Origin of the sequence: Candidatus Chloroploca mongolica (assembly GCF_004762035.2) — a bacterium.
In the GTDB taxonomy this organism is placed as follows: domain Bacteria; phylum Chloroflexota; class Chloroflexia; order Chloroflexales; family Chloroflexaceae; genus Chloroploca; species Chloroploca mongolica.
On record NZ_SIJK02000027.1, the window covers coordinates 22,433 to 42,758 of the forward strand.

Genomic DNA, 20,326 nt, shown 5'->3' on the forward strand with positions numbered 1-20,326 from the left:
ACGCTCAAGCATCTGGAAACGCAGCCATCCGCCAGCAATTGCGACCCGCCTCTTTGGCCTGATAGAGGGCGTCATCGGCGAGGTCAACCTGCTGGTCAAATGAGACGAGCGCAGGATGAAAAGGCGCAATGCCAAGACTGGTTGTCACAGATATGACAGCGTCTTCAAACTCAAAGGGCGAGGAACTGACCGTCTGTAAGAGCCGTTCGGCAAGTTGAGGGATATTTTTTTGATCAGGAATCATCATGAGCACAATAAATTCCTCGCCGCCATAGCGGGCCAGGATGTCACCAGGACGAAGATTGGCACGAATGCGACGGGCAAATTCACAGATGACGAGATCGCCAACCGAGTGCCCATAGGTGTCATTGACAAGCTTGAAGTGATCGAGGTCAAGCATAAAAATCGCCCCGCCGGGATCACCAGCTTTGGCCCGCAGAAAAAGCCTGCTCCCATGCTCAAAAAAATAGCGCCGGTCATAGACCCCTGTGAGGGCGTCGGTTGTCGCGAGGCGTTCCAGTTCAGCCTGAATCTTCTGCCGCTCGGTGATATCGCGGATCGAGACAATATGGACATTCTCGCCGTCCCATTCAATGAAACGGGCGGTGAGTTCAACGGGGAAGACCGTGCCATCGCGGCGGCGATGCCAGCGCAGAGGGATGCGCACAATCTCTTTGCTGGGCTGCACATCGGTTGACCGTTCGTGCGTTGCTTCAGGCTCAGCCGAGAGATCGACGTTGCGCATCTGTTTCAGTTCATCTTGTGAAAAACCGTAGAGTACCGCCGCCGCACCATTGGCCTCAAGGATCTTGCCGTCAGAACTGCGCACCACAAAATTAGCGTCGGACTCAAATTCAAAGAGATCACGATACTTTTCACTGGCATGCACCAGGGCAATCGTGCCAACATTGATGCGCTCTTCCATCTGCTTGATCAGATAGTTCCTTTCGTGATCAAGCCGATTGATCTCGCTCGCTAAAGATCCGATTTCATTATTCAAATGCACTGTAATTTCGGTATTCATTTGACCCAAGTTCCACTGTTGCATACCTGCCAGCAATGCCCTCAGTGAACGAATGATGATCATAGCAAAGAGCAACGGCAAAGCCACGATCAGACCAAGGTTGACCAGCACCGTGGCAATGGTTAGTGACCAGAGTTGATTATGGAGCAAGAAACGAATATGCACATCTTCCTGGTCTTGCCCATACTGTTCAACGTAATTTGGCGAAATAAACCATGCAAAAAGCGCTAGAATTAACATGATGATCACGAGCAAACTCGCTGACAGCGTTACCGTGAGTGAGGTTGGTTCGCGGAACAAGGTGAGGCTGGCGATCACAGCAAAGAGCAGGCTGAGCATCAAGGCATACGTGACCAGGACATGGTAGACAGGCAAGGCAAGCAGATCCCACGCAAAGGCCAGGCGCAACCCAACGACCAGGGCAAGAAGAGCCAGCACGAGCACCTGGAGTCGCTGGGCAGGCGCATAGACCTGGCCCTGCCGCATATGATGCATCAGCCGCAACAACACCCAGAGCAGACCGACAAGCGGGATAAGCTCAAGCCACCCCGGGCGCAGAACACCTGCGGATGCTGTGCGCCACAACGCTTGCAGCGCCAGAGCACCTTCCAACCCCAGATAGGCAAGACTCGCCACAGCTACGATTGAGCGTTCACGCTGCAACGGGGGTGATCGATCATCATCCGCCATGGTCACAAACTGGATCCAGAGGGCAACGAGAAGGGCCACCGCCACCGGTTGCAGCGCGACGGCAATGAAGCGTGGCGAGGCCAGGAAAGAAACCTCAACGAAAGCCAGGCCAGCAAAAAGGGCGGTGCTAAGACTAAACCCAGTGACATAGAGCAACTGACTATTCAGCGCACGGAGTTGGGTACGGAACAGACGAAAGATCAGATACGCCGAGGCCAGGATCGCTAACATAAACAGGCTAAGGCAGCCCGACGAAGCCGGAGTAAGAAAGAGGGTTTCGGTCATTATTTATACAGAACCTTGAGCGAAAAGATAATCAAAGTCGATTCGATCTGCATTACCTTTTCCGTAAATACAAAGGTTAGTATAACACAGCCAGCACATGTACCGGTACAAAGACATCCAGCATCTGCGCCCCTCTGCGTCACTCTGCGGTGAACAAAACAAGCTTTTGGCGTTGACAGACTACTCCGTTATTCTTTGAACGCAGTTTTCCGGTCTTTTCCGAGCCTGGGTGTGCGCCGCATGGTAGCGCGGGCTTCCAGCCCGCACGCAGGAAAGTAGCGCGGGCTTCCAGCCCGCACGCAGGAAAGTAGCGCGGGCTGGAAGCCCGCACGCAGGCTGGAAGCCCGCGCCACTATATCTCACCCCGCGCCGCAACGAAGCCTTGCGCCGCCGCCCATTGTCCAAGGTCGCGGCGGTTAATGGCAACGGCCATGAGATCAGGGAAAAGGTCGGGCGTACAGGCAAAGGTTGGGACTCCAAGGGTAGCCAGAGCCGAGGCGTTACGCTGATCGTACGCTGGTGCGCCCTGGTCGCTGAGCGCAAGCAGGGCGATCAGTTGAACACCCGAGGTTGTCAGGTTCGCAGCACGCTGCAGCATTTCGTTCACGTTGCCACCTTCGTAGAGGTCACTGATCAGCACAATGATCGTCTCTTGCGGGCGACGTACCAGGCTCTGACAATAGGCGAGCGCCTGGTTGATGTCGGTGCCGCCCCCGAGTTGCACACCAAAGAGCAATTCTACAGGGTCGTTGAGGTCGGTGGTGAGGTCAACCACGGCGGTGTCAAAGACAACCATACGCGTTGACACAGCGGGCAGCGAGGCGAGCACAGCCCCAAAGACGCTGCTGTAGACAACTGATGGCCCCATCGAGCCGCTCTGGTCAACACAAAGGATGATGTCGCGGAGTGAGCCACGCTTGCGACCGTAGCCAATCAATCGTTCGGGGATGATCGTGCGATAGGCCGGCTGATAGTGGCGCAGATTGCGGCGAATCGTGCGCCCCCAGTCAATTTCGTTGTGGCGCGGGCGGAAATTCCGCGTTGCGCGACTGAGGCTGCCGACGATCGCCTGGCGCGTCGGGGCTTCGAGCTTGCGCGAGAGTTCTTCAACAACCTTGCGCACCACCTGTCGTGCTGTGTCAATGACTCGGTTCGGCATGACGCTGCGCAGACTGATCAGCGTACTCACCAGATGCACGTCGGGGGTGACACTATTGAGCAGTTCAGGTTCGAGCAGCATTCGTTGCAAATTGAGCCGCTCGATAGCGTCGCGTTGCATCACCTGGACAACCGGCGAGGGGAAATAGGTGCGAATATCACCGAGCCAGCGCGCCACCGATGGCGACGAACCACTCAGACTCGCGCTGCGCTCACGGTCGTACAAGGTCTCCATGGCACGATCCATCGCCAGGTCGTTGCCCTGCAAGGTATAGCCAAGGCTCTCATTGGCACTCTCACCGAGGATCAAGCGCCAGCGTCGTTGGCGTTCAGTTTCTGTTATAGGCATTTTTTCTCCCCAAACCTGCCAGGAGTGCGCTTGCAGCGATCTTTGGTGGAACCGAGACATGCGCCAGCGCACTCCTGGCAGGTCTCATTGCGACCTCAATCTTCCTACCTCCTCGTTACGATCAGTTGAATCCGTGCTAACGCTGCTTCGGCGCGAGCGACATCAAAGCGCAGATGCTCTTCACGTGGGCGTGCGCCAGGTGCCTGTTTGACACGTTCGCCAAGGAGGTGCCGTTCGTGCGGTGTGAAGGTAGCAAAGGTGCGCCGTAAGAGCGGGACGATGGTCTGGAAGGTTTCGTCGTTGAGCGTGCCAAGCCAGGTATCGACGAGACGCCAGAGTTGTTCGTCATGCACGATGAACATGCCACTACCCTGAAGCAAGCCCTCGATCCAGGCAGCCGCCGCCGTGGGTGGCTGGGCCGATGAAAGGGCCTGGCTCAAGAGGCGCGCTGCTGCGTCGTTGCTCAGGCGTTCAGCGTCGAGCAACAGACGGCACGCCTGGCCGGCGATCAGGCCATGAATATGCGGTGCTTGCACGAGTTGGGCCAGAGCCGTAAGCCATTGCTCGCGTTGCGCAGGCTGCCCAAGCAGACCAATGGCCGCGTTGGTCGCCGCAATGCGCCGACTCATCGTTACCGCGGCTTCGTCGTTGACATTGGTGCAGACATTGATTAAGCCGATGCAGATCCGCGTGACCATGCCGTCAACAACGATGGCAATGAGACTCGTGTCAAGCTCGCGCACGCTGCCGTACCGCAGGCTGTTGACGAGGCTGCTGCGTGTCTGCCCATCTTCGCTCGTCAGCGCATCCATCAACGCTCCGGCATCGTTTGTATGCGTGGCCCGCCGCTGGAGCATATCCATCAGCGGCGGTATTGCGTCAGGAAGATCGGCAAATAAGGCTTTATTGACAATCGAAATAAGAGTGCTCAGCACATCACTCTTGCTGGCGCGGTCGAGCGTGCGTGCCGTGGCTGCCCCGCGTACCGTTGTGCCCCAGATGGCGGCTTCGATCAGGGCGACGTCAAAAGCGGGTTGCCATTGCAGCCACCAGGTCTCACGGAAGGTTCCGGTGCCCGTCACGTCGCCCGGTTCACCCCAGGCCAGGCCGAGCAGATTCAACTGGCGCACCAGGGCGCTCTGTTCGCGGTGGTTAGCTTTGCGCAGATCCAGTTCGACCAGGCGTCGCTCGGCGGTTGGCTTCATGCGGAGCCGCCGCTGTTGCTGGCGGAGATCTTGCTGCAAGGGGACGAGCGGGGTTTCGTCGGGGATGCTGCCGATGCGTTCGCCAACAATCAGTTGCTGGTGAATGAGGTGCATCGGCGCGTCGTTGCCGGTGCAGAAGACCGCCCGCGCTGCTTCTTCAAGCTCACTCAACCCTGGCACAGGGTGTTCGCGCAGCGCCGCTAGCGCTTCGGCGAGGCGCACTGCTTCGATGATATGCGCCGATGAGGCGTCGAGATCGTGCTGCCGCAACAACCGGGCAACGCTGGTCATCCATTGGATCGTGACCGCCGTTGCATCGTGCGTGCTCGCACTCATTGCCCAGAGATGATCGTACCACCCTGGCGAGGCAATGCCGGCGCCATACCCACTGGCAACCGTGAGTCGTCCGTAGGTCCACGGGGCGAGCGTCGCCGCCGTTTTGATTTTTGGCAGCCCTTTGAGCAGTTGGTCATCAGTACGGGCAGCGTCAAGTGAGACCAGGGCTGGTGCGTGCCATGCCCCACAGACCACCGCGATCCGCTGAAAGCCCTCGCGGCGTGCCTGGCGGAGCGTACGGCGCATCCAGGCTTCGCGATAGGCCTCGTGCGGATCGGTTGGCGTCGGTTGATCCTCGCGCAGCGCGCTCATCGCCTCAAGGACCGCGCTGAAGATCGCCGCATCATCGCGGCGCTGCTCGACCAACTCCTCCCACCAGCGTTCGCCATCGCTATAGCCTGCCGCGAGCGCCAGGGCACCGAGAGGATCGTCGGCAGGGTGCAAGATCGGTGAAACACCAGCCTCCCTGTGAGCCTCCCCGGTTTTTTCCAGTGCGAGCTGATGGAACTGCGGCAGATCCATACAGCGCACAGGAATCTGCTGGTGCAGGGCGTACGTAATCGCCTGAAACTCGGGCGAAAAGCGGGCAAACGGATAAAAGACGGCCTGATCGGGGCGCTCGGTGGCATAGATGAGCAGAGCGATGGGCGGTTTGAGCTCGGGATGGGCGAGCAGGGGCAAGATCGGGTCGGCCTCGGGCGGCCCTTCGACCAGAACAAGATCGGGGGCAAGTTCCGTCAAGGCCCGGCGCAGACTGCGCGCCGAACCAGGCCCGTGGTGGCGAATACCAAAGATGTGGTGGGTTGCGGGTGCCATAGTGCCTCAGGCAAGTTCACGGCAGGCGCGGTAGAGATCTTTCCAACCTTCGCGTTCTTTGACGACGGTTTCGAGGTATTCAAGCCAGGCAACGCGGTCTTGAACCGGATCTTTGATCACGGCGCCAACCAGCACGGCAGCCACATCGCCCGCTCGCAAGGCACCATCACCAAAATGGGCCGCGAGCGCCATGCCGCTATTGACCACCGAAATCGCCTCGGCGGTGCTGAGCGTGCCGCTCGGTGATTTGAGACTTGTCCGGCCATCGGCGGTCATCCCGGCGCGTAATTCACGGAAGATCGTCACAATCCGGCGGATCTCTTCGAGGGCTGGCGGTTCGCCTGGCAACTCCAGGGCACGCCCGAGACTCGTCACGCGTTGCTGCACAATCTCAACCTCTTGTTCGAGGCTATCAGGGAGCGGCAGCACGACCGTATTGAAGCGGCGCTTGAGCGCACTCGAAAGCTCGTTGACGCCACGGTCGCGATCGTTAGCGGTCGCGATCAGATTGAAGCCCTTGACGGCCTGCACTTCGCTACCGAGTTCAGGAATGGGCAAGGTTTTTTCGGAGAGGATCGTAATCAACGAATCCTGCACCTCGGCAGGAATGCGCGTCAACTCTTCGACACGGGCAATTTTGCCTTCTTGCATCGCCCGCATCAACGGGCTAGCGACGATTGCAGCGGCACTTGGGCCATCGGCGAGCAAGCGGGCATAGTTCCAGCCATAGCGAATCGACTCCTCGCTGGTGCCAGCGGTGCCCTGGACAAGCATGGTCGAATCGCCGCTAATCGCCGCCGCCAAATGCTCTGAAACCCAACTCTTGGCGGTTCCGGGCAACCCGATCAGCAACAGGCCCCGGTCGGTGGCAAGGGTAGCAATGGCTGTTTCGATCAGCCGACGTGCCCCGATATACTTTGGCGTAATCGTCGTCCCGTCGGGCAACTGCCCACCAAGCAAGTAGGTCGCCACGGCCCAGGGTGACAAGCGCCAGCGTGGCGGGCGCTGGCGCTGATCATGGGCGGCCAGCGCGTGCAACTCATCTGCGTACTGCTGCTCGGCATGTTCACGAAGGAGTGAGGTCATATGTGTGTTTCCTTGTTGTGCTGACGCACGAGGGAGATTCTTGGGGGCTACGCCCCTAAACCCTGTTCTGTTGTGCGGTGTTGGCGGCAAAGCCGCCAACACCGCACAACATGTCCATGGGTGCGCAGCCCTAAAGTGCATGTTCAGGGGCCTGGAAGACTTCGGCGATGCGATAACGGAGGCGTAACCGTTCGCCAAAAAGCACCATGATCTGTCGCCAGTAGTTATGTCCAACAAGCGCAAGGGGAATTATATCGTCTACTTCATCAGCTATTTCAGGGGGGACTGCCTCGACGAGCAGATCAAGCGTTAGCCGCAATTCATAGAAGGCTTGGGCGTTGGCTGGTTGTATATGAGCCAGTTCACGGGCGACTTGCGCAAGCATAGCCCTGGCGAGTTGCGGGCTCCAGGGCGTGATGCTGGCTTCAAGCAACTGGCGGGTCAGGCCATGCTGCGGGGCTTTCTGATCGGCCTTGAGCAACGTGAGGACGAGGATTTCGCGCTCGACCGGCGGAATCAGGGCCAAAAGAGGGAAGACATCGACGGCATCAGGGTTTTTCAGACCATAGGCAACCAGCGCCTGCGCCCATGCCTGATCGCGAAAAGCGAGCGTTGCCGTAATCCAGGCTTTGAGCATCGGCTCACGCCATTCTTTGGGCATCCGTGTTTCGAGCAGGGTAGAGGCCGAACGCGACCAGGCGTCGCACCAGGCCGATGGTGGCGTTCGGGCGACGATGGCGATCAGCCACCAGGTACGCTCGCCAAGCCCAAGCGGAGGTGCGAGGCTAATGCCATCACGCTGCATCGCCTCGTCACACACCGTAGGCAATTCAATGCTCAACTTAGCGAGCAAGCCGCCGCTATACCGCACCAGCGCCAGGGCTCGCTCGGTCATACGCTGGGCCAGGCGCGAGGTTGGCAGGGTCGCCAGCAACGCGGCGGCTGTCTGGCGAACACCTTTGCTTCGGTCGTCAAGCGCCGTTTCGAGCAACGGCTCATCGGCGCTGCACAAACCGACCCGCAGCGCCTCAAGCAACGCCTGGCGATCATCGGCCTTCTCTTGCGACCAGGTCGTCTCGATGAGCGAGCGGGCGAGAGCGGGGCGTTCGGGACGCACAGCCTTCAGCAGCGCCAGCCGCTCGCCACGAGTACCCACGTCCCACGCAGCCTGGAGCGCTGCCGCATCCTGCGCGGCCACCGCTGTCTCACTGACCGACGCAAAGACCCATCCGGGATGAAAGGTTGCGAGCCAGCGGCCCCGTTCACCAACCACCTTCAGCACCAGAGGTTGCAGATCGGGCGAGGTTCGAGCGCGTTCAAGCAATGCAGGCAGAAATTGCAGAGGAACCCGCACCCCGTGCGCAACGGCCCTGGTCAACCACTCGCGCAACAGGGCCTCGGGCTGACCCTCAAACACCTGCGCCAACAGATCTGCCGCCTCGGGCGTACAGATTGATTGGGTCTCGTCGGGTGCAGGCGCAACGGGATCAAGCGCAAGCACCGGCGGCAACACACCAGCGCGCACATAGAGCGTCGCTGCCGCAGCGGCATCAAGGAGCCGCGCCGCCGGGTCGTCCTCACCGGGCAATTCGGCGACCAGATCGGCCAGCGCACCAGCAGGAGGTTGCGGCAACTGTGGACGGCGTGCCGTCCCCAGCAGCGCCACCGTCGCCAGATCATGCCAATAATGCTGCGGATCACTCATCATACCCACCACCCCCAATGCCCCCTCGCGTGTAAGGAGTGTGGAGCGCAGCGCCCACACTCCTTACAGGCAAAAAAATCCCCCCTCGCATTGCACACTCAACGGCAGCAACATCCCCCCATCCCATTCGCCCACGATGGTGAAAGGATGGCCGCCTGTCAAGGCCAGCAATTGCCAGATCTGCGTAGAAGTACGCGACAGGGGCAGCGTCTGGTCATCAGCGTCACACAGATACCAGCGGTCTTCTGCGCAGGCAAGACGACAGGGGCCAATGATCAACAGATGGCGTTCAAGCCAAGGCTGCTGTGCCAGCGCCGCCGCATAGATCCCAATGGCAGCATTGATTGACCAGCCTGGCAACGGGCCGGGTTCAGGCACCAATTCCTCGCGAGTTCGTACGAGCGCACGTTGCGGCACCGAACCCGGATAAAAGACAAGCTCGCCGGCAAAAAAACTCCCCGGTACCAGGCTCTGGTCAAAAGGTTTCTCGGCCACACTAAAACTGAGCACCAGCGCCGGACGCTGTTCTGTCATTCCCCAGAGCCAGGTACGTTGCACACGCAGGCGCTCTTCATCTTCAATGCGCCGCCCAAGCACCAGCCACTGATCGAAGATACCCTGACCTGCCAGGAGCTCCTCCTGGCTCTGCGTAAAGCCAATGGTTGTTCGCACATCGGCCTGGAGATCGGGGGGCAGATCATCCAGGTGCGCATAGGCACGCGCAAGCAAGTGCAAAAGACTCAACTGATCAAGCAGACGGCCTTCCCAGCCGACGCCAGATCCTGGCAACAGGGCCGCCTCACGCAGGCGACGGGCCACGCCGGGGGCCTGCGCATCAACCATCCGGCTCGCAAATGGTGCAAAGAGGCCCAAAGCCCCTTCTTGCAACCCAGCGAGGCCCGTTCTGACGCGATCTTCAAGCCAACGGTCAAGCTCGAGCATACCCGCTGCCACACGCTGTTCACGCGCTGTCGGCGTACGCGAAGGTGGCGGTTCAGGCGCGGCAGATGCGGCGATAGGCGCAGCCTCGGCGGATACCTGGCGACGCTCGGCGGTACGGGCACGCTGTGCGAGCCACTCAGCCACCCAGTCGGGCAACTCGGCCACTGGCACCTGATCAGCCTGGTTTGCCAGCAGCAACATCAGCGCAAGCGTATGTTTACAGGGGAGCTTGCGGCTCGGGCACGAGCAACGAAAGGCCAGGGTCTCAAGGTCAACCTGGACGCGATACGGATTGGCCCCACTGCCCTGACACTCGCCCCACAGGGCGCGGCTATGCGTGCCAAGGTTTGGCCAGAGCTTTGGCAACGCCAGTTTCCTGGCCGCCGTCAACGACGCCGCATCAGGGGCCATGGCTGCAATCTGATCGTCGTGCAAGGAAGCAAGCCTCCGGCTGAGGGTTCGGGTGCGCCCCGTCGCCCGGTAGGGGCGAAGCACCCGCCCGCGAGCACGGTGTACCTTCGGCATGCGGCAGAGGTAAGGGGCGAAGCACCCGCCCGCGAGCATGGTGTACCTTCGGCATGCGGCAGGGGCGGGTGCTTCGCCCCTACGACTATCGCCCTCTACTCGAGATAATCACGCAAATGCTGCCCAACATCGGGGCTACGGAGGCGGCGGAGCGCCTCGGCCTCAATCTGACGTGCGCGTTCACGGGTCATGCCCAGGGCGCGCCCAACCTCTTCGAGGGTGCGGCGGCGGCCATCGAGCAGGCCGTAACGGAGATCAATAATGCGGCGTTCGCGGTCATTAAGATGGTTGAGGGCCGCCGAAAGATCGCGGCGCAGGAGTTGCGACGAAGCAAAATCGGTTGGCGAGGGCACATCATCATCAGTCAAAAAATCGCCGAGCGTATGATCGCCCTCATCACCAACCGGCGTTTCAAGCGAAACCGGGCGGCGGGCGGCCTCAAGCACACGCTGGATACGCTCAATCGGCTGCCCAAGGGCCAGCGCGATCTCTTCGGCAGTTGGCTGACGTTCAAGCGATTGCGCCAGGCGCTCGGTCGTACGTTTCACCTGACCAACCGACTCACTCATATGCACCGGCAAACGGATCGTACGACCCTGTTCAGCAATTGCCCGGGTCACGGCCTGGCGGATCCACCAGGTCGCATAGGTGCTGAAGCGATTGCCCTTGCGGTAATCAAACTTCTCCACGGCCCGCATCAACCCGATATTGCCCTCCTGGATCAGATCGAGCAACGAAAGACCGCGTCCCACATACTTCTTGGCAATGCTCACCACGAGGCGCAGATTCGCCTGGATCAAATGACGCCGGGCATCATTGCCACACTGAACATCACGTTCGAGGAGGCAACGAAACTGGAAATCAGGCTCATCGCCAGCCTCCAGATGAGCCTCGGCTGCATTGCCACGCTCAATCCGTTCAGCAAGTTCAACCTCTTCACGTGCTGTCAACAGGGACACACGGCCAATCTCCTGGAGATAATGCTGCACGGCATCGAGCGAAGGCTCGCCAACACGCCCGCCATTCACCGCAGGAGATTGCTCATCAATATCGTTCAGCACCTCGGTCTCATGCTCCTGCTCCAACGTCTGCGGTTCGGCTAACTCCCAGATCGGGGTTGTTCGCTTGAGCATTGATCCGCGCTCCTAGCTAGGTTCTCAGAGTATGGCAGAGGTGCCATGCATGACAGAAAAGCGACATCTGCCTATCCAAGCTTCAGGCCCAACAGATCGAACCAGTCTCCGGTAATAGCGCCACATCGAACTATTCCAGGGGCCAGAAGTCATTTTTCGTTGCACGTAACAGTGCGGGGGCAACCGCGTGTGGGTGAATTGATTTGGGGTTCAAAGCAACTATCTACGATGTTGAGTATAGTTGCGATACCATAACTTGTCAAGGGGGTTTCACCATTTCTGGTGGAATTATCTTGCGAAAAGAGGAGGAAGGTCGGCATACGCCATTGCAACGAGCCCGGCGACGCGGGCATTCTGGGTAAGCAGCGCCACATTCGTCGCAATGCTTTCGCCCTCGGTCTCAACGGCCATCGCGCGCAGCAAAAACGGGGTGACCTCGGGGCCACGGACAGCGGCGGCTTCAGCGGCAGCGAGGGCGCGCGCCACCGCCGCTTCAACCATCTGGCGCGGCAACGCGGTTGCTTCAGGTGGCGGCACGCAGAGCAGCATCCCGCCTGGGGCAGCCATCGTCGCCATGGTGCGCTGGGTATGCCAGAGTGCGGCAACCTCGGCGGCATCATTGGCGCAAGCATTCAGGCGCAGACCACTGCTGATACTGTAGAAGGCCGGAAATTCATTGGTTGCCAAGCCAACCACCGGCACACCCAGAGTTTCAAGATATTCAAGGGTTGCCGGCAGATCAAGGATCGCTTTGGCCCCGGCGCACACAACGAGCACCGGCGTACGGGCCAGTTCAGTCAAATCAGCCGACACATCCCACGACAGACTCGCCTGACGGTGAACCCCACCGATGCCGCCGGTCGCAAAGATAGCAATGCCAGCCGCCGCAGCGAGCGCCATTGTTGCAGCGACGGTCGTGGCCCCATCGGCGCGTTGCACCGCTGCCAACGCCAGATCGCGTCGCGTCAACTTGCGGATTTGCTCGCCGCCGGTCGCAAAACGCTCCAGTTCGTCAAGAATGAGCCCGACCGTCGGCACGCCGCGAACCACCCCGATCGTCGCAGGGACTGCACCAGTTGCCCGTACCTCAGCCTCGAGCGCCTGCGCCACCTCAAGATTCTGTGGATACGGCAACCCATGACTGATCAGCGTACTCTCGAGCGCCACGATTGCCCGACCCTCTTCGAGCGCCTCACTCACTTCATCAGCAACTCGTAACAGCATAATGGCTCCCACCTTAGATATTTGACGCAAAGGCGCAAAGGCGCAAAGGGCGTTAAGACCACATCTGGACGCCAAGCGTGCGACGGATGGCTGTGCGAGCCTGGATACGCGGGCGTCCCAGGGCGATTGCATCTTCCGTGTATGCACCCCCACCAGGGCACCCGCAAGGGGTGCCCGTACACCGGGCCCGGCCCTGTAGGGGCACCCCTTGCGGGTGCCCGTACACCGGGCCGTGGGCCGCCGTGTGCGCCGCTAGTTGCATGCACATGCTGCCACATAGCGCGTATGTTTGTATCCGGTTTCGTAAAATGCAATCGCCCTAGCGGGCATCTCGCCCGCTGTTGCTGTGGCGAGGTATTGGGGCTAGTATAACATGCCGCTTCGTATGGCTTGCAAAACGGTGTATCATGGTAATGTTGCTTGCAAAACAGTCGTTTCATAATATAAGGATTGCAAGATATGATGGTGCCTCTTGTTTCACGCATACGCACAGGCAGTGCGTTGCTGTTGTTGTTGACGCTGATGCTGGCGCTGGTGTTGCCGTTGCAGGTGCAGGCAAATGTGCCGACGGTAGCGCCTGGTGAGCGCATTCATTTTTATGCCGATGGCTTTAATCCGGGTGAGCGGGTTGATTTCTGGGTGACTGGCCCTGATGGAAGAAGCCGCCCACGGTTCCCGGCAGTTTTTGCCGATGATGACGGGGCTGTGCTCTGGTCGTGGGATGTTCCCACCGATGCGCCTGGCGGGCGTTGGACCGCTGTGGCGCGTGGAATTCGTTCGAATCGCCAGGTGCCCACCGATTTCATTGTGGTTGCACCAGAAGCGCCAACTCAGGTTGCTTCTGTTGCGCCCGAGGCAGGTGCCCCAGGGACAACGTTCCGCTTTGCGGTGACGGGCCTGACCCCCGGGGATCGTTTTGCGCCCTGGGTACGTGGCCCCGATGGCCGCGACCGCAATATTGGCCCTGATAGCGAGTCACTGCGCGTCGAAGTTGATCGCGAGGGCCGCCTTGCCTGGACATGGACCGCTCCCGAAGGCACGCTCCCTGGGGCATGGCGTTCGCTGGCCCGCGCTGAACGCGGTGGAACCGTGCTTGAGGTTCCCTTTACCGTGACCGGCCAGGCCCCACCAGCGCCGGTGCGCCAGGTGCAACCAGTGGTCGGGGCACCAGGGACGCGCTTTGAGGTGACGGTGGGCGGCCTGACGCCAGGCGAAGTGGCTGGCAGTTGGCTCAATACGCCCTCGGGGGCGCGGGTTGACGGCACGCCGTATATGATCGTGGCACGTGATGGCACGGTGCAGTGGACATGGACGGCGCCTGCGAATGCGCAAGCTGGGCGCTGGCAGGCGATTACCCGTGGCGCCGATAGCCGCATCGAGGTTGTGCTTGACCTGACGATCACCGGCGCAAATCCTGAACCAGCACCGCGCCCTGACGGTGACGGCAGTGTCACTCCGGCCAGTGGCAAACCCTTCGACACCTTCACCTTTACGGCACGTGGGTTCAACCCCAACGAACAGATCGCCTACTGGCCCACTGATCCCACCGGCAGTTCGGTACCAGTGCTCGAAAAGCTGCGCGCCGACCACAACGGCCAGGTGACCTGGACCTGGCAGACGCCTCGGCTCGTCACGACGGGCACCTGGATCATGACGGCCCGCGGCATGACGAGTCGGCGTGAAGTGCAGATCCCCTTTACGATCGAAGCCCCGTATGTGCCCTTTGCAACCGTAACCCCCGACATTGGCCCGCCAGGAACGACGTTCCAGTTCAAAGCAGTCGGCTTCAATGTCCACGAACGCCTCGACACCTGGGTTGAACGCCCCGATGGCGTCGTTCTGCACGGCACCCGCGACGTCAAGGCGATCGGCGATAACAGCGCAAGCTGGGAATGGCGTGCGCCCGATGACGCCCCCGAGGGAACCTATATCATGGTCGCAGTCGGACGCGAAACTGATCTGACTTTCAGAATTGAATTTCGGGTACGGGCCAATCCGTAAGAGGCTGTCTGAAAAGGATGTCAGCATCGTTCGCCACCACGTGGTGTGCCCTTGGAGTAGGGGCACCCCTGGCGGGTGCCGCCGGGCCGGTAGGGGCAAGGGCACCCGCCGGGCAAGGGCACCCGCCGGGCAAGGGCACCCGCCAGGGGTGCCCCTACCCTGGCGGGTGCCGCCGGGCCGGTAGGGGCAAGGACACCCGCCGGGCAAGGCCACCCGCCGGGCAAGGGCACCCGCCGGGCAAGGGCACCCGCCGGGCAAGGGCACCCCTGGCGGGTGCCGCCTGGTTCAACGAGCCTTCAAGAAAAGAAAGTGTAAGAATGAACGCAGATGAACGAGCGATCGTCGAAGCGATTGATCAACAAGGCTTGCTTGCGGCCCTGAGCGAACTGGTGGCGATCCCAAGCCTGGGGGGGACACCAGAGGAATATGCGGCGCAAGAGGCGGTCGCCGCGTTGATGAAACGTTGCGGACTCGAGGTCGAACAGTGGAACCTCGATCTGCCGACGCTCTATGCCCATCCGGCGTGTAGCTGGGAGTTGCCTCGCGAACGAGGGCTCGGGGTTGTTGGCAGCCTTGGGAGTCCAGGCGCAGGGCGCGATCTGATCTTCAATGGGCATGTTGATGTCGTGCCCGCAGGCGACCTGGCAAACTGGACGTATCCACCCTGGCAAACCACGCTCACCAACGGGCGGATCTATGGGCGGGGCACCACCGATATGAAGGGCGGGCTCTGCTGTGCCATCTTTGCCGCCAAGGCGCTTCGCGATGCAGGCGTTGCCTTGCATGGTCGCCTGGTGATCCAGAGCGTCATCGGCGAAGAGGATGGAGGACTGGGAACCCTGGGCGCCATCCTCCACGGCCCTCAAGCGGATGGAGCGATCGTGATAGAGCCGACCGAATTAAAGATTGCGCCACTACAAGCCGGTGCGCACAATTTCCGGTTGACCGTCTATGGGCAGGCAGCCCACGGCTGTGTCCGTGAAGAAGGGGTCAGCGCGATCGAGAAGTTTTTTCCGCTGCACCAGGCGATCCTGCACCTCGAACGCGAACGCAACCAGCGCTTCCGCCATCCCCTTTATGCCCGTTACAACACCCCGTACCCAATCTGCATCGGTACCGTCCACGCAGGCACCTGGGCCTCTTCGGAAGCCGAGAGTCTGGTTGCCGAGGGGCGTTATGGCATTGCGATCGGCGAAGATCCGCTGGTCGCCCGACACGAACTTGAAGCGGCGATTGGCACAGCGGTCGCCGCAGATCCGTGGTTACGCGAACATCCGCCGCTGCTCGAATGGTGGGGCGGCACCTTTGACCCCGCCGCAACGCCGCAGGATCACCCGTTGGTGCAGACCGTCGCCGCCAGTTACACCGATGCCACCGGCAACCCGCTGCGCTTCGAAGGAATGACCTACGGGGCCGACATGCGGCTGCTCGCCAATACTGCCGGCATCCCGACGGTGCTCTTTGGCCCCGGCGACGTACGCATCGCCCACCGCCCCGATGAATATGTCACGCCCGATGACCTCCTCAGATGCACCCGCACCCTCGCCCTCACTGCCCTGCGTTTTATTGGCAGCGCCTGAGCAGAACTTCTCTTGCCAATCGGAAAAGGTGACGCGTACGCGTCACCTTTTCCGATTGGCAAAAATCCCCTCCATGGCATAGAATTTCTCTGGCGTACCAAGCCATGTATTGGATCAGAGTCATGGAAGAGAGAGGTCGATGAAGACACACCCTCCGAGCACTCATTGCTCAACGCGACGCCGTGGTCTGTTCGCTCTGTCGGGTCTGCTCGTACTTGTTGTTGCCCTCGTGGGGTTCGGGGTTGCCGCCCCGGTACGTGCCATCAGTCCATCCCAGGTTGGTTCCGAGAATGTGTTGCCCGCCTTTGTGCGTGGCGAGATCATCCGAGCCACGTATGACGGTGACACCGACGATCTGCTGACGGCCGGGCTTGGACAAACCGGGTTACAGGGTGCGGCACCAGTTGCGGCTGATCCGCTCAATCCGACCACTGCCGAGTTGCGCCGGTTGGCAATCTACACCAACTACCGGGCGATTGTTGATGTCACCCCCGGCTCGGGCTATGGCACCCTCTATGGACCTGCCGTTGGCCCCGGGGCCACCGAGAGTGGCAAAATTGCCGGTAAAGAGTATCTGGCCTATGCCGATGATGGCACCGGTGCCCAGAATGTCACGATGATGGTGCAGATCCCAACAACCTTTGATCCCCAGAATGCCTGCCTCGTCACAGCACCTTCGTCGGGTTCGCGTGGTGTCTACGGGGCCATTGGCGGGGTCGGCGAATGGGCCTTGAAGCGCGGATGTGCCGTCGCCTATACCGATAAAGGCACCGGCATGGGCTACCACGATCTGACCGCTGGCACCGTCAATCTGCTCACGGGCGAGCGGAGCACCGTGGCCGATGCGGGGCTGAATGCCAATTTTGTTGCCACGTTCGACCAGGACTGGGCCACAGCCAACCCCAACCGGATCGCCGTCAAGCATGCCCACTCGCAGCAAAATCCCGAAGCGGACTGGGGTTTGCACGTCCTGCAATCGATCGAGTTCGCCTTCCACATCCTCAATCTGCCCGAGAATTACGGCACCGATGACGGTGGCACCAATCGGCGAGCCCTCGTACCCGACAATACGCTTGTCATTGCGTCCGGTGTCTCGAATGGCGGCGGGGCCTCGTTGCGCGCCGCTGAACTCGACACCCAGGGTTGGATTGATGGTGTTGCCGTCTCTGAGCCGAATGTCAACCCAACGCAACGGCGCGACTTACGCATCGAAGCGGGCGACGAGCTCTGGGCACTGCCAAATCACAGCCGAGGCTTGCTCGACTACTACACCTTCTTGACCATCTATGCCCCGTGTGCCGTGCGTGACGCATCACTGGCGACAGCGCCCTTTAATATTGTCACTCCGGCTCTTGGTGATGCGCGCTGTGCCAGTCTGGCGACCCGTGGCCTCGTGAACGGGGCAACGGTCGAAGAGCAGGCCGCCGATGCGCTGACCCGCATTCGTGCCTATGGCATGGTCGAAGAGCAACTGGTGCTCCTTCCTTCCCACCATGCCTTCACCGTCTTCGAGAGCATTGCGTTGCTCTACACCTACAGTTACGGCAGGTTTAGTGTAAGCGACAACATCTGTGGGTTCAGCTACGCCGCCGCCGATCCAACCTTTGCGCCGACGGCACCCGATGCAACGCTGCTGGCGAATATTTTCAGCACCGGCAATGGCATTCCACCGACCAGCGCGATTGCGATCATCAATGATCGTTCGTTGGGCGGGCCACTGGTTAGCCGCGTCTCGCTCGGGCCAGGTGGCGAAACCGACCAGAACCTCGCTGGGGCGCTCTGTCTGCGTCGGTTGGCAACGGGTGTCGACGAAGCAGGCGAAGCCTTGACCGGTGACGAGCTCGCCCAGAGTCAACAGGTTCGTGACGGAGCCGCCGCAGTACGTGCGAACGGCAATCTTCAGGGCAAACCAACGGTGATTGTCCACGGGCGGGCCGACTCGGTGATTCCGGTCAATTATGCCGGACGAGCCTACTTTGGGCTCAATCAACTGGTGGAAGGCGAGGCGAGCAAGCTGCACTACTACGAAATATTGAACGCGCAGCACTTTGATGCCTTCAACGGGTTTGCTGGGTTCAATACGCGGTACATCCCAATCCACCACTACGCCCTTGAAGCGCTGGATCTGATCTATGCCCACCTGACGACGGGGGCGGCGCTCCCACCGAGTCAAGTCATTCCTGCCATCCCGCGCGAGCCAGGCGAGGCTGCGGGCACAGCCGTACCGATCACGACCGCGAACGTGCCGCCGGCGCTGGAAGATCCGCTGCGCACCAACCGCATCATCTTCCTCGAGCAAGACAAACTTGTGCGCATCGGCGCAACCATTCGTAGCGTCTATCTCCCCTTGCTTGCCCAATAACAGGCCATCATGCCATACGAGGCGGACAGCAAAGCTGTCCGCCTCGTTTCGTAGCGTCTATCTCCCCTTGCTTGCCCAATAACAGGCCATCATGCCATACGAGGCGGACAGCAAAGCTGTCCGCCTCGTATGGCATAACATCTACCAGGCACCAAGGGCAAGACCAGTGAGGATCGCCAGCAGGGCACCGGCAACCGAAGAGATCAGGTTCACCATATCGTTATTGAGCCATTGCCAGCCGCGGAGGAACGTGGTAGGACGGCCATCGCGGGCCACGCGGCGCTCGGTTTCACGGCCATCGGGGTAGGCATAGATCGCCTGCACCGTTGCGCCCATCAGGCTATCAATGAGCGCACCGCCCACGCCACCAATTAGCGAAGCGGGGATCACCCACCAGGTTGAAGCAGCGGGTGCACCCTCGATCACCAGGAGGACAAAGAAGATCGTCCCGATGAGCAAAGCGCCGATCGCTGATGCACTGGTGCCAAAGACGGTAACGCCACCTGAGGTGCCAGGGTCAACCGGGCGACCATTGGTAATCAGGCGAGGCTTGTGCGGGCTGAGCACACCAAGCTCGGTCGCCCAAGTATCAGCTGTAACCGTTGCCATAAAACCAGCAAACGCAGCAAGCAGTGTCACTGGCTGCCCAGTCAAAGCATAGGCTGCAGCACACAGCGCACCAAGCCCACCGTTTGCAAAGGTTTGCCAGAGATCACGGCGCCCTCCTTTGGCAAACTTCTCGGCTGCCTTGCGCTCTTTGAGTGACTCTTTATAGTGCGACAGGATCGTACTGGTCACAAAAAAGGCAATCAGGGTTAAGCCCCACGACCAGCCACCAAAGCCAAACGTCAGCGTACCAACAATAATCGCGCCAAGCCAGCCACTCTGCGTAAGAGAGCGACGCCAGTAGGCGAGCCCGCCAATCCCGACACTGAGAACCAGACCAAGGCCCAACTGTGCTATGTCCATAACGTCTGCACTGCTCAATCCAGCCGCACAAGAGGGTTCAAACCAAGCGACACATCAGACCTGCTTTGTGCGCGGCACACAAAACGGGGTGTCACCTGAGTGACACCCCGCGATTATACCAGACCTCAGCAATCAGGCTGCAACAGCCTGAACTTTGAGTTCGGTCTCATTCATTTGCTTTTTAATCGATTTCAGAGCGGCATCAAGCTCGGCGATCAGCATATCGGCAACCTGCTGGGTTGGCACAAAGGCTGCCATTGGGCCAAGCATCGGAGCAAGGTTCAAACCCATCGTTGTCTTGATTTCAGTACCATTGATTGCCGGCACAAGCTCCCACCGTGTTTCAACGGGGACGGGCGTGCGCACATTGAAGACAATCTCCTGGTTATCAGTCCACGTCAGATCGCCTTCACAGCGGATGGTTCCAAAGATGCCACCGAGGCTCATATAAGTGACCAGACGAGCTTTGCGTGCAACTTCATCACGGCTGAGCAATTCAACTTTTTGCACCCGGGGAAGAATCATCGTGATGCTGTTGGGGTCAGAGAGGGCTGCAAAAATCGCCTCGGGAGTCGCATTCTCAATGTGGGCGCGGCGATGTACCTTGATCATTATCTGTGTCCTCTCTTCTCGTGCGCGTCTGTCGTATGTCTGTGCTCTTGCACAACTAGCGTAAAATCTTTGTCCACCCTTTGCACAACTAGAGTATACAACCTTTTGCACACCTTGTCAATGGTTTTGCGGGGCAAAGCTATGCAATCTATCCAAGCGGTCATCATGGGCACCGCGGCTTCCGTAACCATTCGCACTTGGGGTAACAGGCAAGCCTGGGAGCGCGAGCGGGATGCCCTCGCTCCCAGAAGAAGAAGAAACACGTACCGGCTTTTGCGCCTCATGGCAAGTATCCGTGAAATGGTATAATGGCGGGGGCGATCC

At 60.1% G+C, this 20,326-nt stretch carries 13 protein-coding genes; 3 read left to right on the plus strand and 10 right to left on the minus strand.

The window, feature by feature from the left end:
• Window positions 1-4: 4 nt before the first annotated feature.
• The 8 genes from EYB53_RS15020 to EYB53_RS15055 all read right to left on the minus strand — a co-directional run bounded on the left by EYB53_RS15020 (window position 5) and on the right by EYB53_RS15055 (window position 12,475).
• Window positions 5-1,999, minus strand: a complete 1,995-nt coding sequence (locus EYB53_RS15020; protein WP_135479253.1) for a diguanylate cyclase — start codon at window positions 1,997-1,999, stop codon at window positions 5-7.
• Between the two features lie 352 nt (window positions 2,000-2,351).
• On the minus strand, window positions 2,352-3,506 hold the full coding sequence (locus EYB53_RS15025) for a VWA domain-containing protein (protein WP_135479254.1): 1,155 nt from the start codon (window positions 3,504-3,506) through the stop codon (window positions 2,352-2,354).
• A 104-nt stretch (window positions 3,507-3,610) separates the two neighbouring features.
• Window positions 3,611-5,863 carry a DUF5682 family protein gene (locus tag EYB53_RS15030; RefSeq protein WP_135479255.1) on the minus strand — a complete coding sequence of 751 codons (2,253 nt, stop codon included), beginning with the start codon at window positions 5,861-5,863 and terminating at the stop codon, window positions 3,611-3,613.
• A 6-nt stretch (window positions 5,864-5,869) separates the two neighbouring features.
• Window positions 5,870-6,949 carry an ATP-binding protein gene (locus tag EYB53_RS15035; RefSeq protein WP_135479256.1) on the minus strand — a complete coding sequence of 360 codons (1,080 nt, stop codon included), beginning with the start codon at window positions 6,947-6,949 and terminating at the stop codon, window positions 5,870-5,872.
• Window positions 6,950-7,079: 130 nt separating this feature from the next.
• Window positions 7,080-8,657, minus strand: coding sequence for a DUF5691 domain-containing protein (locus tag EYB53_RS15040; RefSeq protein ID WP_135479257.1), 1,578 nt, complete (start codon window positions 8,655-8,657; stop codon window positions 7,080-7,082).
• A gap of 60 nt (window positions 8,658-8,717) precedes the next feature.
• Window positions 8,718-10,031 carry an SWIM zinc finger family protein gene (locus EYB53_RS15045; RefSeq protein ID WP_167857422.1) on the minus strand — a complete coding sequence of 438 codons (1,314 nt, stop codon included), beginning with the start codon at window positions 10,029-10,031 and terminating at the stop codon, window positions 8,718-8,720.
• A gap of 185 nt (window positions 10,032-10,216) precedes the next feature.
• The gene (locus EYB53_RS15050) at window positions 10,217-11,254 is read right to left on the minus strand and encodes a sigma-70 family RNA polymerase sigma factor (RefSeq protein WP_135479259.1); all 1,038 of its coding nucleotides are present in this window, start codon (window positions 11,252-11,254) and stop codon (window positions 10,217-10,219) included.
• 288 nt (window positions 11,255-11,542) lie between these two features.
• On the minus strand, window positions 11,543-12,475 hold the full coding sequence (locus EYB53_RS15055; RefSeq protein WP_135479299.1) for a pseudouridine-5'-phosphate glycosidase: 933 nt from the start codon (window positions 12,473-12,475) through the stop codon (window positions 11,543-11,545).
• 462 nt (window positions 12,476-12,937) lie between these two features.
• On the opposite strand from EYB53_RS15055, the gene EYB53_RS15060 reads away from it, so the two are divergent.
• The 3 genes from EYB53_RS15060 to EYB53_RS15070 all read left to right on the plus strand — a co-directional run bounded on the left by EYB53_RS15060 (window position 12,938) and on the right by EYB53_RS15070 (window position 18,421).
• A complete protein-coding gene (locus EYB53_RS15060) occupies window positions 12,938-14,479 on the plus strand; it encodes a hypothetical protein (protein ID WP_135479260.1) in 1,542 nt (513 codons plus the stop codon).
• 317 nt (window positions 14,480-14,796) lie between these two features.
• Window positions 14,797-16,059: an ArgE/DapE family deacylase gene (locus EYB53_RS15065; RefSeq protein ID WP_135479261.1), complete on the plus strand. Its 1,263-nt coding sequence runs from the start codon at window positions 14,797-14,799 to the stop codon at window positions 16,057-16,059.
• 139 nt (window positions 16,060-16,198) lie between these two features.
• Window positions 16,199-18,421, plus strand: coding sequence for a 3-hydroxybutyrate oligomer hydrolase family protein (locus EYB53_RS15070; RefSeq protein ID WP_135479262.1), 2,223 nt, complete (start codon window positions 16,199-16,201; stop codon window positions 18,419-18,421).
• 141 nt (window positions 18,422-18,562) lie between these two features.
• Here the strand turns inward: EYB53_RS15070 and EYB53_RS15075 are convergent, their stop codons facing one another.
• On the minus strand, window positions 18,563-19,390 hold the full coding sequence (locus tag EYB53_RS15075) for a DUF92 domain-containing protein (protein WP_135479263.1): 828 nt from the start codon (window positions 19,388-19,390) through the stop codon (window positions 18,563-18,565).
• A 132-nt stretch (window positions 19,391-19,522) separates the two neighbouring features.
• Window positions 19,523-20,002, minus strand: a complete 480-nt coding sequence (locus EYB53_RS15080; RefSeq protein WP_135479264.1) for an SRPBCC family protein — start codon at window positions 20,000-20,002, stop codon at window positions 19,523-19,525.
• Between the last annotated feature and the right edge of the window lie 324 nt (window positions 20,003-20,326).

Bases quoted from the DNA above. Each gene is read 5' to 3' on its own strand.
- EYB53_RS15030 (WP_135479255.1), bottom strand. From the start codon at position 5,863: ATGGCACCCGCAACCCACCACATCTTTGGTATTCGCCACCACGGGCCT.
- EYB53_RS15080 (WP_135479264.1), bottom strand. From the start codon at position 20,002: ATGATCAAGGTACATCGCCGCGCCCACATTGAGAATGCGACTCCCGAG.
- EYB53_RS15050 (WP_135479259.1), bottom strand. From the start codon at position 11,254: ATGCTCAAGCGAACAACCCCGATCTGGGAGTTAGCCGAACCGCAGACG.
- EYB53_RS15035 (WP_135479256.1), bottom strand. From the start codon at position 6,949: ATGACCTCACTCCTTCGTGAACATGCCGAGCAGCAGTACGCAGATGAG.
- EYB53_RS15065 (WP_135479261.1), top strand. From the start codon at position 14,797: ATGAACGCAGATGAACGAGCGATCGTCGAAGCGATTGATCAACAAGGC.
- EYB53_RS15060 (WP_135479260.1), top strand. From the start codon at position 12,938: ATGATGGTGCCTCTTGTTTCACGCATACGCACAGGCAGTGCGTTGCTG.
- EYB53_RS15020 (WP_135479253.1), bottom strand. From the start codon at position 1,999: ATGACCGAAACCCTCTTTCTTACTCCGGCTTCGTCGGGCTGCCTTAGC.
- EYB53_RS15025 (WP_135479254.1), bottom strand. From the start codon at position 3,506: ATGCCTATAACAGAAACTGAACGCCAACGACGCTGGCGCTTGATCCTC.
- EYB53_RS15070 (WP_135479262.1), top strand. From the start codon at position 16,199: ATGAAGACACACCCTCCGAGCACTCATTGCTCAACGCGACGCCGTGGT.
- EYB53_RS15040 (WP_135479257.1), bottom strand. From the start codon at position 8,657: ATGATGAGTGATCCGCAGCATTATTGGCATGATCTGGCGACGGTGGCG.
- EYB53_RS15075 (WP_135479263.1), bottom strand. From the start codon at position 19,390: ATGGACATAGCACAGTTGGGCCTTGGTCTGGTTCTCAGTGTCGGGATT.